Source organism: Alteromonas infernus, assembly GCF_902705815.1.
In genome coordinates this window covers 1-20122 of sequence record NZ_CACSIG010000020.1, presented here as the reverse complement: position 1 = coordinate 20122, position 20122 = coordinate 1, and the positions used below count along the sequence as shown (strand labels likewise).

The following is a 20122-nucleotide window of genomic DNA, read 5'->3' as shown; positions in this document are numbered from 1 at the left end:
CTTAGCTATTTTTTACGCTTTTCTTAAGAACATCGGCAAACTGCGTTGCCATGGCTTCGCGATCTTCAGGGGCTACCTGAGTGTTTAAAATGTGCGTAATTACGTTTCCTAACACCATAAGTGAAAGATCACGGTTTGCACCGCCTTCTTCAAGCGTTAGAATAACGTTATTCATTAGCGTTTCGAACTGGTCGTTGCTATAGCGGCTCTGTTGGGGCATTGCTACGCCTCTTTTTTATGATTTCTTTGATAAAAAGAATGGTTTTACACGTAAAATGATTATAATCGTTGTTTGAGTGAGTACAATCATTCATTCTAAAATCCCGCAATTCTTTGGATATTTCTGACACTTTTTAAGCAACAGGACACCCGATACTCTATGAGTGCACTGATTCACCACTTTGTTGTACATCGATTGATTGTAAACAAAGAAGAGAAAATTGAAGCGATTCCCCGCGATAACTGCTTAGCAGTGACACCGGAAATCGAGCTTCTTGCCCATCAAATTAACCACAGCTTTAATGCTAAACCAGGCAAAGGTGTGGGGCATTTTGTTAGTGAAGTAACCCGTGAAACAAAAATAGAAAATGAAGAGGGTGAAACCACCACCGAAAAAAGCACGGAAAATGTGGCAGAGTTTGCTGAAGGTCTAAAGCAATATTTAGAAGTTCAAAAAGAAGCAGGCGATAACGTAGAAGATGCTTTCCATGCTTTTTCGGTGTCTGCTACTCAGCGTTTGGTTCGCACATTAGCGGAAACTGGCACGGTCGAGACAGGTTTTCTAATTTTTTGCCAGTACGAATACCTAGCAACCCAGTATTTAATGATTGCGCTATTAAATACTCGCTCTCATGTAGAGGTTACGAACTCATTAGATTTATCTGCTCGCGAGCATTTAGATTTAGCGAAAATGCAGCTTGCTGTACGTTTTGATTTAACTCAGTGGGATATTCAACCCGAGCAACAGCGATACGTTAGTTTTATTAAAGGAAGAATGGGGCGCAAGGTATCAGACTTCTTTATGCAGTTTGTTGGTTGCGAAGAGTTGGTTGATGTTAAACAGCAAAATAAGCAACTTATCTCTTCGGTAGATGCGTATCTTGCTAGTGAGTCGTTAGACCCACAGGAGCAGCATCAACATCGTGAAGAGGTAAAATCTTACTTTAAAGAGAAGATTGATGCGGGCGAAAGTTTGTCTGTTAATGAATTAGCCAACCGTCTACCTCAAAATGAAGAGACCAGCAGCAACTTCAAGGCGTTTACAGAGTCTTTGGACGTGCCATTAGAAAAGAAATTCAGCCCGATCCTGCTGCCTTAAACAGTTGGCGAAGTTTACTGGTCAGGGTGGCGGCGTGTCTGTGAGCTTTGAGCGCAAACTTATGGGCGATAGGGTATTTTATGACCCAGCGACAGATACACTCACTATCCGTGGAATTCCACCGAATTTGAAAGATCAGCTGAATCGACAATCTTCAATGGACTAGTCGCTGCTAAGGCAAGATAAAAGACGTATACTAGGGGCATAGCTGTTGCTTGCGTGTTAATCAAGCACACACGCCAGCCTCACTTTATAGTAAATAAACTCGACTCAAGGGTGTTATGCAATTATTTGTAAATGATTTGACAGTGATGGACTTTTCTTACCTGTGCCCACAGCGTGGATGGTAGGAGAAAGTTGGATTGTCGATGTAGTTTTGGACGGAGAGCTCAACGAAGAGAGCATGGTTCAGGACTTTGGTCACGTGAAGAAGAACCTTAAGCGTTTGATTGATGAATATGTCGATCATAAATTGCTAGTGCCTGCAGAGTACAGCGGCTCAGAGGTACTTCACGACGATGAAACCGAACAGGTAGAAACCCGCTTTACCTGCACAGATGGCCGCAGCATTATGTTGCACTGCCCGGCAGAAGCTTATGCTTTTGTCTATTCTGATGAAATTAACATGGATTCAGTAGGTGTTTACCTTAAAGAAGTGCTTGCTACACATCTTCCTGAAAACGTCGAAAACATTACCCTTAATTTACGTGAAGAAGTAATAACCTCGCCGTTTTATCACTATACTCACGGCCTGAAAAAGCATGATGGCAACTGTCAGCGTATTGCCCACGGTCATCGTTCGCGTATTGATATCATTCTTGACGGTAAAGTTAGTGTGGAAAGTCAGCAATATTGGGCAGACCGCTGGGAAGATATTTACATTGCAACTCAAGAAGACGAAATTGCCTACAGCGATAGAAAGTTAAAGGGTACGGTAGACAATGCAGAAGATTACTATTGTTTCGCCTATGAATCGTCTCAAGGTTACTTTGAATTATTAATTCCTAAATCTGATTGCGAAGTGATTGACACCGACTCAACGGTAGAGTGCTTAGCGCAATACTTGCTTGAAGAGCAAAAGAAGCGCACACCAGAAGGTATTTGCCAAGTCATTGCCTATGAAGGCGTAGGTAAAGGTGCCACGGTAAAAGGCTAAACCGCCAAAGCTCGAACGCAGTTAAAGCTAAGGAATAGACCATGAGACTCTCCCAATCAGGTAATGCATTGATAAAAAAAACCGCAAGCTTAGTTATCTCGGCCATGGCATGCACGTTAGCTTTGGGCTTACTGCCTTCGCCATCTGTGGCGTCGACAGCTGAAGCATCCAATGATTTACGTAACAAAGCTTCGAATGATATTGCTGTTTCTCTTAACGGTAAATTTACCCAAGGGGCACTTTTACGCGGTCAGGCGCCGGTTGAGTCAAAAGTTTTTCTAAACGGTAAGCCGGTACCTACCAATAAAGATGGAAAATTTGTCGTTGGGTTTGAAAGAGAGGCGCCGCTTAAACAAACCCTTACCGTTGAGTATGGGGGTGGGAAAACGTGGCAACGAGAAATTACACTAGAAAAGCGCGAATACAATATTCAACGCATCGACGGTTTAGCACAAAAAATGGTAACGCCGCCTGCTGAAGTCACGGCGCGTATTAAACAAGATAATATAAACGTGGCTAATGCGCGCAGCGTTAATTCGGATCTCGACGCGCTTTTTACTCGGTTTGAGTGGCCGGCAAAAGGCGTTATCTCAGGGGTTTATGGTAGCCAGCGCATTTTAAACGGGGTACCTAAGTGGCCACACTATGGGCTGGATATAGCGAACGAAACAGGAACGCCTGTGTATGCACCAGTAGACGGTGTTGTGACCATGGCAGACGACCTTTATTATTCAGGCAACACGCTTATTCTTGATCATGGCATGCGTGTGTTTTCTACATTTCTGCACATGGATACAATAACAGTAGACGTGGGTGAAAAGGTTAAACAAGGCGAGCTGATCGGTACTATCGGGACAACAGGACGCTCTACAGGTCCGCACTTAGATTGGCGTATAAACTTAGGTAAAATGCGCCTTGATCCTCAAACGATTATCTCTGGCTCCCCTGAAACCCAATAATATTGTCGCTTAAAAGCGTACATTCGAAGTAAATAGAAAGGCTCCATAAGGAGCCTTTTTTACTATGCCAAGATGATAGCTTATCGGCCTAGCCACTGGTTAAGTGTTTGCACATCTTCGATATCAAAATACGCCATTTCAGCGCGTGCTTTAACCACGTTAAGGGGCAGGGTAAGTAGTTTGCCATCCCTAATAAGGGTAACGTCTACAGCTGATTTTTGCGCAGTATCAAGCAGGCGCTGCAGCTTTTGCACATTAACAATGTGCCCATCAAGGGCAATGATAACGTCGTTTAACAAAATGCCGGCTTGCATAGCGGCCAACCCTTCAAACACCTGTACTACCGTTAAGCCTAGGCTTGCTGGTTTCAATGTCGCCCCAAGTTGATTACGTATTGCTGGCAGCTGCGTCAAACCACCTTTATCTTCAGCAGATACACGAGCACGGGTGTTAAAGCGCACGCCCATTTCACTTACGAAAGAAATTAAGTCAACATCTTCTGTACCGTAAACCACGCGGTTTAGATAATCTGACACATCGATGTCAAAGTGGGTTTTACACAGGTTTTGAATGACGTCATCGGGCGTACCTTTTTCGTCAACACCATAGTGTTCCCAAAGTAGCCTCATTAGCGCATCGAGGTTTACTGAATTATTTGACGCTTTGCGAAGTAAAAGGTCCAGGCCGAGGGCGATTACGCCGCCCTTGGTATAATAGCTAACAATATTATTAGTAGCACTAGCGTCTTGCTTGTAAAACTTAGTCCATGCATCGAAGCTACTTTCAGCGGCACTTTGCTTTAATCGCCCGGTGTTTTGGATTAGCCGGCTGACGTTCTGTGCAACAATATCAAGGTACTTTTGCGGCTCGATAACCCCGGCTCTGGCAAGAGTGACATCGTCATAGAAGCTCGTAAAACCTTCGTATATCCAAAGTTGGTTAGTATAAGTTTCCTGAGATAAATCGGGATTGACCATAACCCTCGGTTTAATTCGTTTTACATGCCAGGTGTGGAAGAATTCGTGGCTACATAAACTTAAAAATGTAATATAGCCATCGGTTTTGTTCTCATTATCGCCCACTTGCGGCAGATCAAAACGCGGGTAGAGCAACGCTGTAGAATATTTATGCTCTAACCCTCCAAAACCGTTGTCGGCAAGCAATGTCATAAAGAGATACTTGTCGATGGGGTGCGGCGCTCCAAATAAGTCAAGGTGGTGCTTGCAGATAGGTGTTAAGTCGTTTGCTATACGCTGATAATCGATATTGTTATTACCCGAAAACAGCAAGGTAAACGTCACGCCATCAACATCAAAGCTATGGGTGTCGGCAATTCCCACATAAATAGGGTGGTCGATAAATGCATCGTAGTTGTCTTCAGCAAAATGCCATTTTGATACGCTTGTGCTATTGCCGTGAGCAGGCATCGATGTATAGGCTTGCCATTTAGCCGTAGTTTCGTCGTTTTCATCTAACTGAATATCAAGCTCACAGCGCGATTGCTCAAAACCAGCTACGCGTAAAAACGCACTTGTGCCGTTAATAAAAGCGTATTCATGGTTCATAAACGCCGAGCGAATAGAGAGGTCGTTGGCATACACGGTATAACGAATGGTACAGGCACTACCGTTCGTTTTAACACGCCACGTTTGTTTATCTAATTTAGTAACTGGAAAAGCGTTTTTGGCATTACTGTTGTCAACCGCGCTTAGGGTGATGATGCTTTTAGCAAAATCTCGCACCATATAACTACCCGGGATCCAGCTAGGTAGTGAAAGCTCAAGGTCAGTTTGCTCGTGTTTTGGCACTGACAAGGCAACAGTGAACTGGTGAGAACGCCAATCAGAAATGGTTAACGCGTAATGAAGAACAGAAGAGGGCATAAACATCCGTTAATATAAACAATGATATCGGTTAACTATAACAACCTATAGGCGTAAGCCCAATAGTAGGTAAGGCTACATAGCGTAATTAGTAAGAAAAGCGCTACCACGTTAGAAGCATAAAGTTGATCAAAGTTAAATTGATGCGTACATTGAGGCAATCAACAATATTTCCAGCAATAACAAATACAAATGGCTGAAAAAATACAAAGTAATTTACTCAGTGCAGAAGGCTTGGCGTCGCTTCGTACTCTGGTACCCGGCGATACGGTAGATTTACAAATTGCTATGCCTGCAGCGCCCAAGCGTGTAAAAACTGATTACACAGGCATGCTAATTGATGAATGCATGCTGTTCCATATTCCCACGACCGCGAAGTGGATCACCGTGCGCGATGCGCTGACCGTAGGTAACGATATTGTCGTACGTTCTGTACTTGAAGGTGATACGGGCCAGGTTATTGCATTTAAAGTAAAAGTACTCAAGCTGCTCTCAAAGCCCTCCGGGTTGCTTATAACGTCTTTTCCTAAACGCATTGAAAGCATAGGGCTTCGCGCTGTCAAGCGAGCGCAGCTTGGCGTTTCAGTTTCTCTTGATGCCGAGGTTTACCCCGATGATGAAACAGTCACCGGTATCATTATTGATTTGAGTGAAAAAGGCTGCAAGGTCGCACTACAGGTTAAGCCTAACTGGCCCGTTATGCTCGATGAAGCAGATGTTAAGCTAAACTATTCAATAGACGGTAAAGAAGTTGCGCTTACCGCAAAGGTAAAAAATCACAGGTTAGAAAGTGACGTGGTCTACTATGGTCTTGCCTTTACCTGCGATGAAAAATTGATAAAAACGCTGCTGTCCCGACACACGCTATTAACGTAACAATAAACTGTTTTTAAGGCGTGCCGGGTGCTCTTTAGATAATAATCAAAATATCGAGCTAAGGGGAATAATATGAGAAGCATTGAACGACTCTTAATGCAATACGGCGAAAGTCATCAAAATAGAACAAATGTGATCATTCATGCGATAGCGGTACCAAGTATCTATTTTGTTTCACTGGCGTTACTGTGGAGTTTGCCAGTACCCGAATTTATTGCGCAGTTTGACATCACGTGGGCGCATATTATTGCTGTTCCTGTGTTGTATTACTATTTTATGTTATCTGGCCCTATTGGGGCCGCAATGACGTTACTCACCATTTTATGCTTTGGGGCAGTTAATGCCTTAGCTCACTTCAATGTTTCCGTGTGGCTGTTTTCGCTTGTGCTTTTTGTCGTCATGTGGGTACTCCAGTTTATCGGGCACCACATAGAAGGAAAGAAACCTTCGTTTTTTGAAGATTTACGTTTTCTGCTTGTTGGTCCGGCGTGGTGGTGGGTTCACTGGCTAAAGCGTATGAACATAAGTTACTAGTTGCGTGTAACAAATTAACGCGCTGTTAAAACAACGCTGTTTTCAATATGTTGTCCTGCGACCAGAAGCATAAGGGGCACGACCAAGCCGCTTGGGTCGCAACAAGGCTTGCGTATAATCGTTGTATAAGTTTTTAAATTGGTAATATTGTGAGTCGCTTTCAGCGTGTAATAGAAAGTAATGAACGTTTATTTTGGACGCTCCACAGCGCCGGCTGGGCAGGGTTCGCGATAATTTATTACATTGGTTCTTTCCTACATGATGTGCGCCCAATTTGGGTTTTTATCATCATGCTCAATGCCTATGCAGGGTGGTTATTAACCATTCCTCTTCGCTACATCTACCGGTGGGCAAGAAAACAATCTCCGCTCAACATGATCATTATTGTGATTGTGTCATGCTACTTGATAGCTCTGCTTTGGGCCGTGGTGAAAAACATTAACTACTGGGAAATCTACAAGCACGGCTACCGCCCAGATGAATGGTACATGTACTTTACCAACACCATTAACTCACTCATCATGGTAGGTTGCTGGAGCGGCGTATACTTTGGCATTAAAAATTTCCAGATGTTGCAAAAAGAAAAACAGAATGCGCTAAAAGCCAGCACCATGGCTCATCAGGCACATATAAAGATGCTGCGTTATCAGCTCAACCCACATTTTCTATTTAATACCCTTAATGCAATTTCAACGTTGGTTTTGCTTAAGGAAAACGATACAGCTGAAGCCATGGTGTCTAGGCTAAGTGACTTTCTGCGCTATTCCTTAGACAATGACCCCATAAAGCGCGTGCCGCTAGGGCAGGAAATTAAAGCGCTTCGCCTTTATCTAGAGATAGAAAAAGTAAGATTTGATGACCGCCTAGAGGTGTTGTGGGACATTGATGAGCAGTGTGAAAGTGCCCTTGTACCTAGCATGATATTGCAGCCCATTATTGAAAACTCGATAAAACACGCCATATCAAAAATGGAAAACGGTGGCCGCATTTCAATTACTGCTCGTACATTTGGCAATGATTTATTAATGGATGTTGCCGACAACGGCCCGGGCGCTGATATAAAAGACGGTACGCTCAGCCGGGAAAACGGTGTAGGGTTAGCTAATATTAAAGAACGCCTGCAGTCGCTCTACCATCGTAATTTTGCATTTTCTATAGAACACAATCAGCCGTCAGGTGTACGAGTGAGAATTCGTATTCCTTACGAAGTTAAGGACGTATAACATGACAAAGCAAGTGATTAAAACCATTGTAGTGGACGACGAACCTTTAGCACGCAAAGGGCTTCGTGCCAGGTTAGAACGTCATGATGATGTACAGGTTCTTGCCGAGTGTCAAAATGGCCTTGAAGCGGTGAGTAGTATCTCTCAGCATCGCCCCGATTTAGTGTTTCTAGATATCCAAATGCCGGGCTTAAACGGGTTTCAGGTAATTCACAAACTGCGTGAACTAAAGCAACCCATCCCAATGATAGTATTTGTAACTGCGTACGATAGCTATGCGATTAAGGCATTCGATGTTCATGCTTTAGACTATCTACTAAAGCCTGCAGACGACGAACGTCTTGGCGCGGCGCTTAACAAGGTTAGAGAATACTTCTCTACTCAACATCAAGATGAGCAATCGCAAAAGCTTGTTAGCCTTGTTGCTGAATTAACCGGTGACGACTGCGAAGAAATTTTGCGCAAGCTTGCCAACGGTGAACCAGTGGAAACTAATCCATACCCAGATGTACTGGCCATTAAAGATGGCTCGGAAGTGACCCGTGTTAATGTTCAGGATATTCAATGGATAGACGCCGCGGGCGATTATATGTGCGTACATGCCCTAGATGGTATGCATATCATGCGTAAGACAATGAAAGAATTAGAGCAAGAACTCAACCCGCAGTTCTTTGTGCGTGTTCACCGTTCGGCTATTGCTAATATTCGCTTTGTCAAAAAGCTAGTAAGCCACATAAGCGGCGAGTATCATTTGATACTGCAAAACGATACTGAACTTAAAGTAAGCCGCAGTCACCGCGACAAAGTAAAAGCGGCAATGAAAATGTAACGGGCGTTACAAAAACGAAAAGCCCTTGGGCGTTTGCTTAAACCGCAACTCACCACAGGGCTTTTTAATGCACGCTAGTTATCTGCTAGGTTATAACGCTCGTTCATAAGCGTTCGCATAGCGCCGACACGGGCCTCGTTCAGCGGTTTAGTATTTTCCCACGTTTCAGACAATGGCACGGTTACTGGGCGCTGATTAACCTCACCAACCATAACATTACTTATGTCTTTTCCTACCAATCGAATGGCCGCTTCTCCCAGCGTAGTCGCTAGAAGTCGGTCTTGCGCTACCGGGGAACCACCGCGCTGAACGTGACCTAAAGTAACCGGCCTTACATCTTGTAGGTTTCGTTGTTGAAGGGCATCAGTTAAGCCCGCTAGTCCGTTGGGCCATACGTTCTCTGCAACCACAACGATAAAACTAACAGGCCCTTTCAGCGTTCGCTGAGCGTTAATTTGTGACACGAGTTTTTCTATTTCAGATTCAGCTGAAGAGAAAAACTCTGGAACAATAACATAGTCTGCAGCAGAGGAGAGGGCAGCATTAAGGGCTAAGAAGCCAGCATTGCGCCCCATTACCTCTACTAAAAAGATACGTTCAAAAGCGTCGGCAGTATCGCGTACTTTATCGATAGAGCTCATGGCCGTATCAATAGCCGTGAAATAACCGATAGTTGCGTCTGTTCCCGCAATGTCGTTATCGATAGTGCCAGGGATACCTATAATTTGCCCATCCCAATGCTCGCTTAATTTAGCAGCCCCTTTAAACGAGCCGTCACCGCCGATAACAATTAATGAATCTATGTGCGCTTTCTTTAAATTATGAGCCGCTTTCAACAGCCCCTCTTCGCGCATAAACTCTTTGCACCTTGCGCTATGTAAAATTGTACCGCCTTGCTGAATAAGGTTATGCGTAGAGTCTAAGGACAATGAAATATATTCTTGCTGCAGTAGCCCATTGTACCCGTGCTTATAGCCCAACAGTGTATAACCGGCTTTTTGACAGGCAATGATAGTGGCCCGAATACATGCATTCATACCTGGTGCGTCGCCACCAGAGGTTAAAATTGCGACACGTTTTGACACATTAAAGTCCTTCTTTTTACAGGCAATACGGTTAAGGTAAAGTAAAGGCTACGCTACGTAAAGTGGACGTTTGTAATGAAGCATTGAACACCCAAATGATTAAAAAAGTTTTACAACGGTGTTCCATTTTATTTTTCTATTTTTTTACTTGCAGTAAGCGGTTTGACTGTAAGTAACGTAAACAACAAAAAAAGGATTGATTATGCGCACGTTGTTTATACTGGTATTCGTTGTCTTTCTCTCTGCCTGTAGTTCAAAACTGGCCTACAACAACCTTGATTGGTGGGTGTATTGGTATTTAGACGACTACATCGAACTTAAAGAGGGACAAGAAGAAAAGTTTGATGACCACCTTCAGAACTGGTTGCGTTGGCATAAAACAACAGAGCTTAGGCGGTATAAAGCACACCTAAGTGAAATTAAAGCCGAAATAAATGAAGGCACGTTAGACTCTAACAAAGTGTACAACCACTTAGTTAAAGCGAGGTCACACTGGGAACGGGTTCGTGATGAAATAAGCCCGGAACTGGCGACTCTTGCTAAGACCTTAGATGACGAGCAAGTTGTTTCGCTTTTTGCCGCGTTAGAAAAAGATAACAAAGAGGAAGAAGAAGAGCGTAAAGAGGCGCTTGAAAAAACAGAAGAAGCGCGCTTAGAGGACCGTATCGAGCGTATTGAAGAAGCGATTAGTGAACGCATTGGCAAACTTAGTCATGAACAAAAACAAATTGTAAGTACTTATGCTACGCAGTTTATCCCTACGGGGGAAGAGTGGCTTAAATATCGCAGAGACATCCAAAACGCGGCAAGAAAGCTATTCGTTACTCGAAGTTTCAACAACAATTTTGAAACAGACTTAATCGAACTTATGCAAAACCCCGACAGCTATAAGAGTGACATATACAAACAAAGCAGTGCGCACAATATGACGGTGACCGCCACATTAATAACAGAAGTGTTTTCCACCCTTAGCCGCAAGCAACGCGAAGCGCTAATTGAAAATATAGATGAATTGATCGAAACCGTTGAGGACTTTAAAGGCTAACCTTGTTTTCGGTAAAGGTACGTTAAAGTCGACCTTGCAATGGATTAAGTATCATAGAAACTGCGTAAAGTATTTATTGTTAATAGTGAAGGGGGAGTGAAGGAACTACTGTTTATTTCGTGCATAACATTGATTTCTTCAGGTGGGCGGCGGCTTAGTACGTATTGCTGAAGTTTGCACTTTTAGGGACAGAGGTCAGCTATGAGCGTAAAGCGGACATTGGAAGTTACTGACGCGCTTGTCCGTTGTAGACAAGGGACGAACGTTCTACGCCCAAAGCAGCGACAGCGTTAGCTGTCCGACTGACTTTGTTTGTTAGCCTCGAATTGCTTCAATGCCTCCGCTGCAGGCCTGAAGTAGGCGTTTATATTAGATTGCAATTGGTAACCACTAATCTTCCCCTCAAATAACTGCCTATTTTCTTTTAAACGGAGTCAAGCTTTCAGAGAGTTAATTGTTTTAATATTCTCACTTCGTTTCGATGTATAGGGCGGTATAGAGTATGTACCCACAACATGTGCTACTAAATCACTCACCCCCTCAGAGTACAGAGAAACCTCCCCAACCACGAGAGTACGGCCGACTTTTATCAGAGAACATTCCGCAATGATTCGCTCATTTGCCGATGGCTTACGTAAGAAGTTGATGTTAAGGCTAGTTGTTACTGCCAATGGCACGATGCCAATTTTACCAAGTATCGCCACATAAAGTGCCACATCAGCCAGACTCATTAAAACAGGCCCCGAAACCGTTCCGCCAGGACGTAATTCATCCTGACCTACATGATGAGATACAGTCGCTCTACCGTTGCTCACTGCTTCCACAACGCATTTGCTTTGTGGAAACTCCGATTTCATGAAAGCGATAACTTCTTCTTTTGTAGCTGTCATTGAGACTCCTTAAATATTTATTCACGTTTATAGGCACCTGGTGAAGCGTTGCTCCAAGACTTCTATACCCCGTTGTAAGCCTAGTTTCTCTTCCACCAGTGCAAAGCCCTGACTTTCGTAAAGATATCGAGCTGCATTAAACCCTGAGAAAGTCCATGAGTTGATTTGGACGAAACCCTGAGCATCGGCAAAAGCTAATGCAGAATTGAGAAGCTGTTTACCTAGTCCGAAACCTCTTAAAGAGTCGTCCACAATGAACCATCAATGGCAACAGATGGATTTTATCGTCCCGTTTGATCGTCCAAATCTCATTGCTTGGGTTATCTAGCCTTCCAATAAATTCCGCCATGTTACTCGCCACTGAAAATGCAAATTCCCGACCAAAATCAGCCACTGTAGCGTAATAATGGGCATGCATCTCCCTAACACGTGCAATCAACCGGCTTTGTTGCGGAATTCAACTTGAGAGCGAATACTAGCAAAATTGTTTGCATTTTAAACGATATACTGAGTTTCGGGCATACCTATCTCTGTTAGCTTGTTGAGTGCTTTGATTATGGCGTATGTCTCCCCAACTTGTGCATTGTAATTTCGAAGAGTGAATGAAGCGCCTAGTAGTTGTTTTGCGCGATACTTAGCGGTCTCCGACAATGAACGACTGTGGTAACCATATTTTCGTTTCCACTTTTTGTTCGAACCATAGAGCTTTTGGCAACCAACCGCCAGATTACGTGGATGACCTTTTTCCCAGAAGGCGACTCCTTCACGTGGAGGGATTAGAGGTATTGCTTTCTTAACCCTAATCGCCCTGTGGCACTCCCTTGTATCGTAAGCGCCATCTCCCGAAATTTCCTTGATGGATCGGCGTGTTTGTTTGAGTAAATTTGGGAGTACTTCCGCATCTGTCACGCCTGAAATATTGTACTTGCGCCAGTTTGTGGTTTTGTAGCGAGACTTCGGCATGTAGTCAAAGTCAGTGAATGAATGTCCCTGATCTGATCGTAAGATTCTGATTTAGTTCATTCGATTTCCGCAACAAAGCCCACGCTAATTATTATCAGGCACTGACTGAGTTGAGATACTAGCGGAAGCTACGAACTGTTAATCAAGTTCGACCACTATTTTACCAATCTGCTGATTGGACTCCAGATAGTGATGCGCTGCTACTATCTCTTCAAATTTAAAGCTTCGATCAATGACAGGCTTGAGTGTTCCTTCGGATAAACCCGAGAGGATAAATTGCTTTGCTCTGCGAAAACGCTCGATGTCTTTTATAACTTCAGTAAACACATACCCCCTAACAATCAGACTTTTACGAAGTGCTATTTTTAAGGGAAAAGGAGTTATTTCGGGACTTAATGCTCCGTGTACTATTATTGTTCCTTCAGGGCTCATTGCTTCAGCAATTTCAGCTATCTGCGGCCCACCGACAGCATCAAATGCGATTTTTAAATTGTTTTCTCCCAAGATACTTCTCAAGCTATCCAGCAGCGGTTCTTCTTGGGTTGCAATCACATGGGCCGCGCCAGCCTTGAGCACAGCAGCCTTTTTAGCTCCTGTTAGAGTTGTAGCGATAGGGATACCCCCCCGGGAATTCACAATTTGAATCGCAGCCAATCCAACACTGCTCGATGCGGCGGTTATCAGTACTGCATCGCCTTTTTGCACGTTAGCAATTTCGACCAAAGCGCCATAAGCTGTCAGGTACTGCATCCAAGCTGCTGCGCCTTCAGCAAAGGTTAGCCCTGCTGGTTTGAGTGCCACATATTCACTTGGTACGACAATCTCTTCTGCGTAGCAGCCGTTCTGAGAAAGCCCCATCTGAGGGACAATACAAACCTCGTCCCCAAGGCGTAAATGATTTACCTCTTCCCCGACTTCAATGACTATCCCGGATGCTTCATAGCCGATTCGCGAAGGGAAGTCAGCCTTTTCTATATAGCTGCCTCGCCTAAACATGGCATCAGCACGATTGAGCCCAACAACTTTGACCGCAATACGTACATCAGTGGCCTGCAAACTTGGACTCGCCAGCGAGTCAATAGTTAATACCTCGGGGCCACCTAATTCATGGAAACGAACAGTTCGAATTAGTTTTCTTGGGCTCATATGCATCCTCAACAATGACTTTTTAAGCAATTACATCAATAACGACTTTACCCATGGACCCCAACTCTACGGCATTATGTGCATCCATTGCCGTGTCTAGGGAAAAGCGTAACGGATCGAGTAGTGGCTTAATTTGTCCAGCTTCAACAAGAGCCGTAATTTGCCGCAGAATGTCACCATGATGTTTGCGTCCCTCTCCGCTGAGCTGTGGGTGTAACACAAAAATTCCTGACAATGTTGCAGAACGTATTGACGACGGTGCGAGGTTATGTGAGCTGAATGCAGCACAGCTTAAAATATGGCCGTAATGTGCAATGATACCTAATGAGGCATCGAGTGCAGAGCCACCGACAGTGTCGTAAATGATATCGAATCCTTTGCCTTGGGTGTATGCGTCCATGTAGTCAGCAGGGCTTGCAATGTGATAATCAATTGGCGTGGCACCAAGGGCCTTGAGCAGTTGTTGTTTTCCAGTCGATGCAGTGGCATAAACGTCGGCACCTAAAGCTTTAGCAATTTGCACGGCTAAATGCCCAACTCCGCCAGCTCCACCTTGGATAAGGATTTTCTGGCCCGCTTTAACATTCGCCTTGTCAACCAAACCTTCCCAAGCGGTAAGTGCAACCAGAGGTAAAGCCGCAGCTTCACGCATGGACAAATTTTTCGGTTTGAGAGCAAGTAACTCAGCATCTACGTTGGCATATTCAGCCAATGAGCCTTGCAATCCTCGCACTCCGCCAGTCAGACCATAAACGGCATCGCCTATTGCAAAGTCGGTGACGCCATCGCCGACAGCAACAATTTCTCCAGCTAAATCGGTGCCAAGTACTGCGGGCAATTCCGGCATGGCGTAAGGAGCGATACCTTGGCGGATCTTGTAATCAATAGGATTGACTCCACTTGCAAATATTTTTACTTGCACCTGACCTGCTGATGGAGAGGGTAAGTTAATCAGGGCATCTCGGAATACTGTACCCTCTTCATAGCTATCTAATACCAAAGCACGCATTTGTCTGTTTAACGCTGTCATCAATAACCTCACATACTGAATATTCAGCGGGTGGTTAAATCACCCGCTGGTTAATAGATCTTTTATTAAACGAATTAAAATTCTTGAACTGTTGGGCGCAGAACAATCTCGTTGATATCCACATCCGCAGGCTGCTCAATTGCGTATGCGATAGCACGAGCTACAGATTCAGATGGAATTTCATTTTGCTGATAAAAATCTTTTACAAAGGCTGCACCCTGAGTATCTGAACTTCCATGTTTTAATTCAGATTCGACTGCACCTGGTGAAATGATTGTTGAACGAATTTTACCCCCAACTTCATGGCGCAAGCCTTCGGCAATAGCGCGAACAGCGAATTTGGTTCCGCTATAAACCGTGCCGCCGGGACTGAATACTTTGATACCCGCTACGGACGAAATATTGATAAAGTGGCCGGATCCCTGTTCCTGAAAGATCGGAAGCGCTGCGGCTACTCCATACAGCAGACCTTTAACGTTGATGTCAATCATGCGATCCCATTCGTCAACTCGAGTCTCAGCTAACGGTGCAATCGCCATTAACCCTGCATTGTTGATAACCACATCAACTTTACCGAAGCGCTCTTGTGCAAGATTTACAAGGGCCTTCACTTCGTCCTGGCTAGTCACATCTGTCGCTTGAACCGCAACTTCTCCGCCCGCTGCGCGTATGTCAGCAGCAATAGCTTCAAGCTTGTCGATGCGTCGGGCACCTAAAACAACAGATGCGCCAAGGCTGGCTAAATGTCTTGCCGTGGTCTCGCCTAAACCGCTGCTACCACCAGTGATAACAACGACCTTACCGCTGATGTTATTTGCTAAAACACTGCTCATATTTAATATCCTCAAATAAGTTGAATGACGTTGTCTAAATAACAAGCAAAGTATCTCTTACCTTCAAAAACCAATAAATGGAAATGTTTTAATTTCACAATTCCATATTTTGGAATAATATTTATGTATTCATTTCAAACCTGAATATGACCGTGATGCTTAACAGATTGGAAATGCTCCGGATATTTTGTACTGCTGCTGAGTCTCGCAGCTTTAAAGAAGCGGCTAACCGTCTGGGAATTTCTCCTCAGGCAGTGACGCGAGCAGTGAAGGAGTTAGAGCGATTGCAAGGGGAGCTTTTATTTCATCGAAATACTCGACACATACAAGTGACCCTAGTTGGAGAAAAATTTGCTTTGATAGCAAAAGAACGCCTGCGCGCTGTAGATGAATTGTTTCAAACAAGCGCCCCTAACTCGGGTAATGAATTACAAGGGCGGGTTCGTATCGCAGCGCCTGTTGGCTTTGGTCATAAGTGCTTAATGCCAGTATTACTGGAACTTTCAACAATACATCCTCAACTGGATATAGACCTGACACTCAGTGACGAGCGCGTGGATGTAGTTGACGAAAAAATAGATATTGGGATTCGTATCGGTTTCATGAGAGATAGTCGATTTATTGCCCGCCAGCTCACCAAAATTAATATGTATGTCGTGGCTTCGCCTGACTTAATAAATAGAGTGGGAAGGCCTGCGTCTATTGAAGAACTAAACCACTTGCCGGTTACAGGGTTAGTAGATCGCAATACGGGAAAGCTTTGGCCGTGGGTTTTTTCCATGGACAGACAGTGGACGCCATCCATAACACGTTTTCGAAGTGCCGACACCGAAGCTGAATTAATGGCTATACAAAATGGACTAGGTTTTGCTCAAATTCCTGACTTTTTGGTCCAAGACTTATTACGCCAAGAGAAACTTGTGAGAGTGTTAGAAGAGGTCGAGCCGGTGCCTTGGGATTTATATATTTATCGCCCTCAACGTGGTCCAGTACCACAACGTATTCGATTGGTTTTTGATCACTTGGTGTCAAGATTGAGTGTCCGCTAATGGCACAATTCCGAAGTTTTTGCTCATTTTATTATTATGCTATTTAAACTGACTGTCATACTTTTGGTTCCTACTGAGCAGGAGACAGCTTATGGCAATTCGAATTCATACACCTTGGAATAAAGATCGCATAATTGGGCAGAAGAAACCTCTTCAGATATCGCATATATGGGGCATCCGAATTCGATTAGAAATTGAAGGTCGGACGCGTGATCTTGCACTGTTCAATCTTGGTCTAGATAGCAAGCTACGGGGTTGTGACCTCGTTAAACTAAAAGTTTCAGACGTCGTTTGCGGACGTTCTGCGCTGAGGCGTACAAATGTTGTTCAGCAAAAAACAGATAGCCCTGTCCAATTTGAGATAACACCAAACACTGGCGAATCGATTTTGGCTTGGGTGAAGAAAGCAGAACTAAAAGCGTCCGACTACCTTTTTAAATCTCGTATACACGGTGCTGAGCACATATCAACTAGACAATATAATCGCATTTTCCACGGATGGATTGACAAACTTGGACTGAATACCTCGCTGTACAGTACCCATTGACTGCGCAGGACCAAACCCTATTTAATTTACAAGATGACTAAAAACCTTCGAGTAGTTCAACTCTTGCTTGGATACAAGAAATTAGAGAGCACAGTTTGTTACTTAGGCATCGAAGTTGATGACGTTTTGGAAATATCGGAGTCTATTGAAATCTAGGCTGTACGGGGCTGCTTGTGCAGCCCCTGTGAGCGTGAAGCGGACATTGGATATAACTTTTTCGCAAGTCCGCTAAAGACAATGAACGGACGTTCGAAGCTTGAGAAATAGGACTAAGGTTATGGTCTACATTAGCCAGCCACGAGTTGAGCCCACAGTGTTAGTCCTATTGACTTGCGAGTTACCTTTTTACAGGGATTTCCCAAGTTCTTTTTATACTTTGCATTGATTCAACAAACTCGAAACTAGCCTCCCAAAAATATTTATTTTTTGAAAAGAACCATTGGTTTGTGGGCTCCTTATCATGCGGGATTACAAAACTAAAATCTAAGATTGTTTTACCGTCTACATGAATAATGTTCGGAGTCGCACTCGACTCCCAAACTATATCGTTTCGGTATTCATCGTCAGCTATCTTTCTTCTTTGCCAAAGAGTAATTGAAATTTCTTTTACACTATTAAAATCTGGCTTTGTAATTTCAATAGAGCCTTTAAATTCCTCGCCAATCGTGCAGACTGACGGGTTTAGTGTTAACGGAGTTTTACCCAGTTTAGAAAATTTCCGTCTCTGATAAGAACCAATCACCCATAGAAGAATTGAGAACGAAAAAAAGCCCGCAAAAAATAAGTATAGAGCAGGCGAGTTTGATTTAGTTGATGTGTGAAGAAGAGGAATTGCAGCGAAAAAACAAACTACGCCAAAAATTTGAATGGCAACACCAGTTTTACTCTCTTTGCTGAATATAACTTTATTAAGTTTTTCCATTTGCATACCTCCGTTGTAAGAAGCCGGTTTACGCTCGTTTCAGTCCCTAAGTGCTAGCTTTATATTGAGACAAAGAGCCGCTGTTCACGCTTTACCTATGGGAATATGAATGCTTGATTAAAATAGGCAAAAAGAAATAGAAACTGAACGATTAGTATTTTGTGGGCTGGCTCACGAGTTGCCCAATACACTTTCAATCCAGCCTCGGTAATTTGACACCCTAACTTGATAAGCGGTAGTACCATATAAACCGCCTTTAAAATTAGCAATATCTCCACGCCAAACTTGCCAACTCGATAAACCAACCAAATAAGCCTTACCGTTTTCAATTATTACTGAAGCTCCGCCACTATCACCAGCAGCGTGCATTCCTTCAAGAGGCAATGCATCAGGCGGCTTATTAAATTTGTATGAGAGCCAGTTTCCTTTTGAAGATTCAATAATGTTTCTAAAATGGTTTAATTCTCGCAATGATTTAGTTTCGAGGTTTTCACCAATTTCTCCGTTACCTGTTGCTCCACGACCAAATACTGTGATCTCTTTACCCGCTTGATCAATGTTTGGGTAGATATCAATTGGTTCACTCGTTGTAACAGGGGAAGATAGCTTTATTAAAGCAATATCACTTCTAGATTCTAAAAACTTCATTAAGGGAGCTGCATCACCTTTAAAGAGAACCTCACCTGGTTCAATATAAAGTGGGTGTATGTGAACCTCTTCTATTTCAAAGACTTTATCGCCAACCCGTAATTTTTTACCTATGTAATTATAAAAAATGGTATGAGCGACTGTCACAACCCATTGAGGTTTTATCAATACCCCATGACCCTCATGAGGTAGATCAATTAAGTATTCGGGTACTTTTTCTAAGACATAATTTCGGGAGGGTATATCGTGCCGTTTCACTACAGCATTACTACTAGTTGCAATGAAAACAGCGAAAAATAAAACCAAAATTTTCATATTACATCCATGTAGATTTAGGGCTAACTAAAAGCTGCCTACCAAGACACCATACTAACACTCGTTTTGCCTGAAATACCACCTAACATTTACTCATGGAGAGGATATTAGACGTCCGCTTTACGTACTTTTCCGCCGTTTAATTACAAATATTCGAACGACTGCTAATGGAACATATGCGACTGTCAGATTTGTTTAAGTCCTATTATTCGAATCTGACAGATCAAGTCGAGACTGATTCAATTGATGCGTGTTAACACCAAGCGACTTAGTTTTCTAGTTTCAACTTTGAACGAACAGCGGACTTTTTGAGATTTTGATTTTAGCTTGAAAACTCTATCCAGAATAGCAATCAAATTACGCCATAACCTTCTTTAAATACGTATTTTGAATAAGGTTTTTTCTGCATTTAAGAAAATGCATGATTCCATTATCTCCACCTTTACTACCAATCATTCTCCAGTGATCGCTATTGTGGTTTAATACTGTTAGTGAACTTTCGAATATAGTTTCCTTCTCAGCTAGTATTGAAGAGCACCCGTTAGGTAAATTTAAACCACAAACCTCGATGCAGAATGACTCAATATATTGTTCCATAATCATTTTCATCGTTTTACTATCAGACTCACAGTTACTCACATACTTCAAAAACTCAGCTATAGAATGTTCACTTTCATTGGTTATACAAAGTAGCTTTTCGTATTGCTCGATAGTCAAGAAATGGATGTTGCGAAAATAAATAAGGTCTTTAGCTAAAGTCTCTAATTCAGTGCTTAGCTTTTCAGATAAAAAACTTAATATCCTTTCCCCTGTTCCTAAGAAAAACTCCTGATGTGTAACTACAAGTCCATATGACGTGGTCAACCAAAAT

The 20122-nt window shown here is 43.2% G+C and carries 21 protein-coding genes and 2 pseudogenes; 11 read left to right on the top strand and 12 right to left on the bottom strand.

Features of this window, described 5'->3' with window-relative positions:
* Window position 1: 1 nt before the first annotated feature.
* Complete coding sequence (locus tag ACX5J7_RS05720; protein WP_012518399.1) at window positions 2-220, bottom strand: YejL family protein; 219 nt, start codon at window positions 218-220, stop codon at window positions 2-4.
* 159 nt (window positions 221-379) lie between these two features.
* On the opposite strand from ACX5J7_RS05720, the gene ACX5J7_RS05715 reads away from it, so the two are divergent.
* The 4 genes and pseudogenes from ACX5J7_RS05715 to ACX5J7_RS05700 all read left to right on the top strand — a co-directional run bounded on the left by ACX5J7_RS05715 (window position 380) and on the right by ACX5J7_RS05700 (window position 3433).
* On the top strand, window positions 380-1318 hold the full coding sequence (locus ACX5J7_RS05715) for a nucleoid-associated protein (protein WP_498706404.1): 939 nt from the start codon (window positions 380-382) through the stop codon (window positions 1316-1318).
* 34 nt (window positions 1319-1352) lie between these two features.
* Window positions 1353-1484 carry a nucleoid-associated protein gene (locus ACX5J7_RS05710; protein WP_498706403.1) on the top strand — a complete coding sequence of 44 codons (132 nt, stop codon included), beginning with the start codon at window positions 1353-1355 and terminating at the stop codon, window positions 1482-1484.
* 115 nt (window positions 1485-1599) lie between these two features.
* Window positions 1600-2474, top strand: a pseudogene (locus ACX5J7_RS05705) (6-carboxytetrahydropterin synthase).
* A gap of 41 nt (window positions 2475-2515) precedes the next feature.
* A complete protein-coding gene (locus tag ACX5J7_RS05700; protein ID WP_474376495.1) occupies window positions 2516-3433 on the top strand; it encodes a M23 family metallopeptidase in 918 nt (305 codons plus the stop codon).
* Window positions 3434-3513: 80 nt separating this feature from the next.
* On the opposite strand, the gene ACX5J7_RS05695 is transcribed toward ACX5J7_RS05700, so the two are convergent.
* A complete protein-coding gene (locus tag ACX5J7_RS05695; RefSeq protein ID WP_498706401.1) occupies window positions 3514-5316 on the bottom strand; it encodes a M61 family metallopeptidase in 1803 nt (600 codons plus the stop codon).
* Window positions 5317-5508: 192 nt separating this feature from the next.
* On the opposite strand from ACX5J7_RS05695, the gene ACX5J7_RS05690 reads away from it, so the two are divergent.
* From ACX5J7_RS05690 to ACX5J7_RS05675, 4 genes are all read left to right on the top strand, one after another.
* Window positions 5509-6192, top strand: coding sequence for a PilZ domain-containing protein (locus ACX5J7_RS05690; protein WP_012518404.1), 684 nt, complete (start codon window positions 5509-5511; stop codon window positions 6190-6192).
* Window positions 6193-6264: 72 nt separating this feature from the next.
* On the top strand, window positions 6265-6726 hold the full coding sequence (locus tag ACX5J7_RS05685) for an Mpo1 family 2-hydroxy fatty acid dioxygenase (protein WP_012518405.1): 462 nt from the start codon (window positions 6265-6267) through the stop codon (window positions 6724-6726).
* Window positions 6727-6875: 149 nt separating this feature from the next.
* Window positions 6876-7949 carry a sensor histidine kinase gene (locus ACX5J7_RS05680; protein ID WP_012518406.1) on the top strand — a complete coding sequence of 358 codons (1074 nt, stop codon included), beginning with the start codon at window positions 6876-6878 and terminating at the stop codon, window positions 7947-7949.
* A gap of 1 nt (window position 7950) precedes the next feature.
* On the top strand, window positions 7951-8778 hold the full coding sequence (locus ACX5J7_RS05675) for a LytR/AlgR family response regulator transcription factor (protein ID WP_012518407.1): 828 nt from the start codon (window positions 7951-7953) through the stop codon (window positions 8776-8778).
* A 74-nt stretch (window positions 8779-8852) separates the two neighbouring features.
* On the opposite strand, the gene ACX5J7_RS05670 is transcribed toward ACX5J7_RS05675, so the two are convergent.
* A complete protein-coding gene (locus ACX5J7_RS05670; protein ID WP_498706400.1) occupies window positions 8853-9863 on the bottom strand; it encodes an ATP-dependent 6-phosphofructokinase in 1011 nt (336 codons plus the stop codon).
* 202 nt (window positions 9864-10065) lie between these two features.
* On the opposite strand from ACX5J7_RS05670, the gene ACX5J7_RS05665 reads away from it, so the two are divergent.
* Window positions 10066-10908, top strand: coding sequence for a DUF6279 family lipoprotein (locus tag ACX5J7_RS05665; protein ID WP_278384004.1), 843 nt, complete (start codon window positions 10066-10068; stop codon window positions 10906-10908).
* A 434-nt stretch (window positions 10909-11342) separates the two neighbouring features.
* Here ACX5J7_RS05665 and ACX5J7_RS05660 read toward each other — a convergent pair whose 3' ends face one another.
* From ACX5J7_RS05660 to ACX5J7_RS05635, 6 genes and pseudogenes are all read right to left on the bottom strand, one after another.
* Entirely contained in the window at window positions 11343-11798 is a 456-nt protein-coding gene (locus tag ACX5J7_RS05660) for a PaaI family thioesterase (RefSeq protein ID WP_012518410.1), read from the bottom strand.
* 27 nt (window positions 11799-11825) lie between these two features.
* A complete protein-coding gene (locus tag ACX5J7_RS05655) occupies window positions 11826-12050 on the bottom strand; it encodes a GNAT family N-acetyltransferase (protein WP_012518411.1) in 225 nt (74 codons plus the stop codon).
* A gap of 243 nt (window positions 12051-12293) precedes the next feature.
* Window positions 12294-12719, bottom strand: a pseudogene (locus ACX5J7_RS05650) (transposase); the annotation flags it as partial.
* 180 nt (window positions 12720-12899) lie between these two features.
* The gene (locus ACX5J7_RS05645) at window positions 12900-13907 is read right to left on the bottom strand and encodes a zinc-dependent alcohol dehydrogenase family protein (protein WP_012518414.1); all 1008 of its coding nucleotides are present in this window, start codon (window positions 13905-13907) and stop codon (window positions 12900-12902) included.
* 22 nt (window positions 13908-13929) lie between these two features.
* A complete protein-coding gene (locus ACX5J7_RS05640; protein WP_020745896.1) occupies window positions 13930-14937 on the bottom strand; it encodes a zinc-dependent alcohol dehydrogenase family protein in 1008 nt (335 codons plus the stop codon).
* 74 nt (window positions 14938-15011) lie between these two features.
* Window positions 15012-15770 (bottom strand): SDR family oxidoreductase, encoded by a 759-nt coding sequence (locus ACX5J7_RS05635; RefSeq protein WP_012518416.1) that lies wholly within the window; start codon window positions 15768-15770, stop codon window positions 15012-15014.
* Window positions 15771-15925: 155 nt separating this feature from the next.
* Between ACX5J7_RS05635 and ACX5J7_RS05630 the strand changes: the two genes are divergently transcribed.
* Complete coding sequence (locus ACX5J7_RS05630; RefSeq protein ID WP_041912891.1) at window positions 15926-16819, top strand: LysR family transcriptional regulator; 894 nt, start codon at window positions 15926-15928, stop codon at window positions 16817-16819.
* A gap of 91 nt (window positions 16820-16910) precedes the next feature.
* Entirely contained in the window at window positions 16911-17366 is a 456-nt protein-coding gene (locus ACX5J7_RS05625; RefSeq protein ID WP_024016314.1) for a tyrosine-type recombinase/integrase, read from the top strand.
* A 337-nt stretch (window positions 17367-17703) separates the two neighbouring features.
* Here ACX5J7_RS05625 and ACX5J7_RS05620 read toward each other — a convergent pair whose 3' ends face one another.
* The 3 genes from ACX5J7_RS05620 to ACX5J7_RS05610 form a co-directional block, all read right to left on the bottom strand.
* A complete protein-coding gene (locus tag ACX5J7_RS05620) occupies window positions 17704-18288 on the bottom strand; it encodes a hypothetical protein (RefSeq protein WP_287149568.1) in 585 nt (194 codons plus the stop codon).
* A 171-nt stretch (window positions 18289-18459) separates the two neighbouring features.
* The gene (locus ACX5J7_RS05615) at window positions 18460-19251 is read right to left on the bottom strand and encodes a S1 family peptidase (protein WP_023559708.1); all 792 of its coding nucleotides are present in this window, start codon (window positions 19249-19251) and stop codon (window positions 18460-18462) included.
* 357 nt (window positions 19252-19608) lie between these two features.
* On the bottom strand, window positions 19609-20122 hold a 514-nt coding region (locus ACX5J7_RS05610), incomplete at its 5' end, for a hypothetical protein (RefSeq protein ID WP_498706393.1).

Coding starts and splice junctions, on each gene's coding strand:
- ACX5J7_RS05720 (WP_012518399.1), bottom strand. CDS start 220: ATGCCCCAACAGAGCCGCTATAGCAACGACCAGTTCGAAACGCTAATG.
- ACX5J7_RS05715 (WP_498706404.1), top strand. CDS start 380: ATGAGTGCACTGATTCACCACTTTGTTGTACATCGATTGATTGTAAAC.
- ACX5J7_RS05700 (WP_474376495.1), top strand. CDS start 2,516: ATGAGACTCTCCCAATCAGGTAATGCATTGATAAAAAAAACCGCAAGC.
- ACX5J7_RS05695 (WP_498706401.1), bottom strand. CDS start 5,316: ATGCCCTCTTCTGTTCTTCATTACGCGTTAACCATTTCTGATTGGCGT.
- ACX5J7_RS05690 (WP_012518404.1), top strand. CDS start 5,509: ATGGCTGAAAAAATACAAAGTAATTTACTCAGTGCAGAAGGCTTGGCG.
- ACX5J7_RS05685 (WP_012518405.1), top strand. CDS start 6,265: ATGAGAAGCATTGAACGACTCTTAATGCAATACGGCGAAAGTCATCAA.
- ACX5J7_RS05675 (WP_012518407.1), top strand. CDS start 7,951: ATGACAAAGCAAGTGATTAAAACCATTGTAGTGGACGACGAACCTTTA.
- ACX5J7_RS05665 (WP_278384004.1), top strand. CDS start 10,066: ATGCGCACGTTGTTTATACTGGTATTCGTTGTCTTTCTCTCTGCCTGT.
- ACX5J7_RS05660 (WP_012518410.1), bottom strand. CDS start 11,798: ATGACAGCTACAAAAGAAGAAGTTATCGCTTTCATGAAATCGGAGTTT.
- ACX5J7_RS05645 (WP_012518414.1), bottom strand. CDS start 13,907: ATGAGCCCAAGAAAACTAATTCGAACTGTTCGTTTCCATGAATTAGGT.
- ACX5J7_RS05640 (WP_020745896.1), bottom strand. CDS start 14,937: ATGACAGCGTTAAACAGACAAATGCGTGCTTTGGTATTAGATAGCTAT.
- ACX5J7_RS05635 (WP_012518416.1), bottom strand. CDS start 15,770: ATGAGCAGTGTTTTAGCAAATAACATCAGCGGTAAGGTCGTTGTTATC.
- ACX5J7_RS05630 (WP_041912891.1), top strand. CDS start 15,926: ATGCTTAACAGATTGGAAATGCTCCGGATATTTTGTACTGCTGCTGAG.
- ACX5J7_RS05625 (WP_024016314.1), top strand. CDS start 16,911: ATGGCAATTCGAATTCATACACCTTGGAATAAAGATCGCATAATTGGG.
- ACX5J7_RS05620 (WP_287149568.1), bottom strand. CDS start 18,288: ATGGAAAAACTTAATAAAGTTATATTCAGCAAAGAGAGTAAAACTGGT.
- ACX5J7_RS05615 (WP_023559708.1), bottom strand. CDS start 19,251: ATGAAAATTTTGGTTTTATTTTTCGCTGTTTTCATTGCAACTAGTAGT.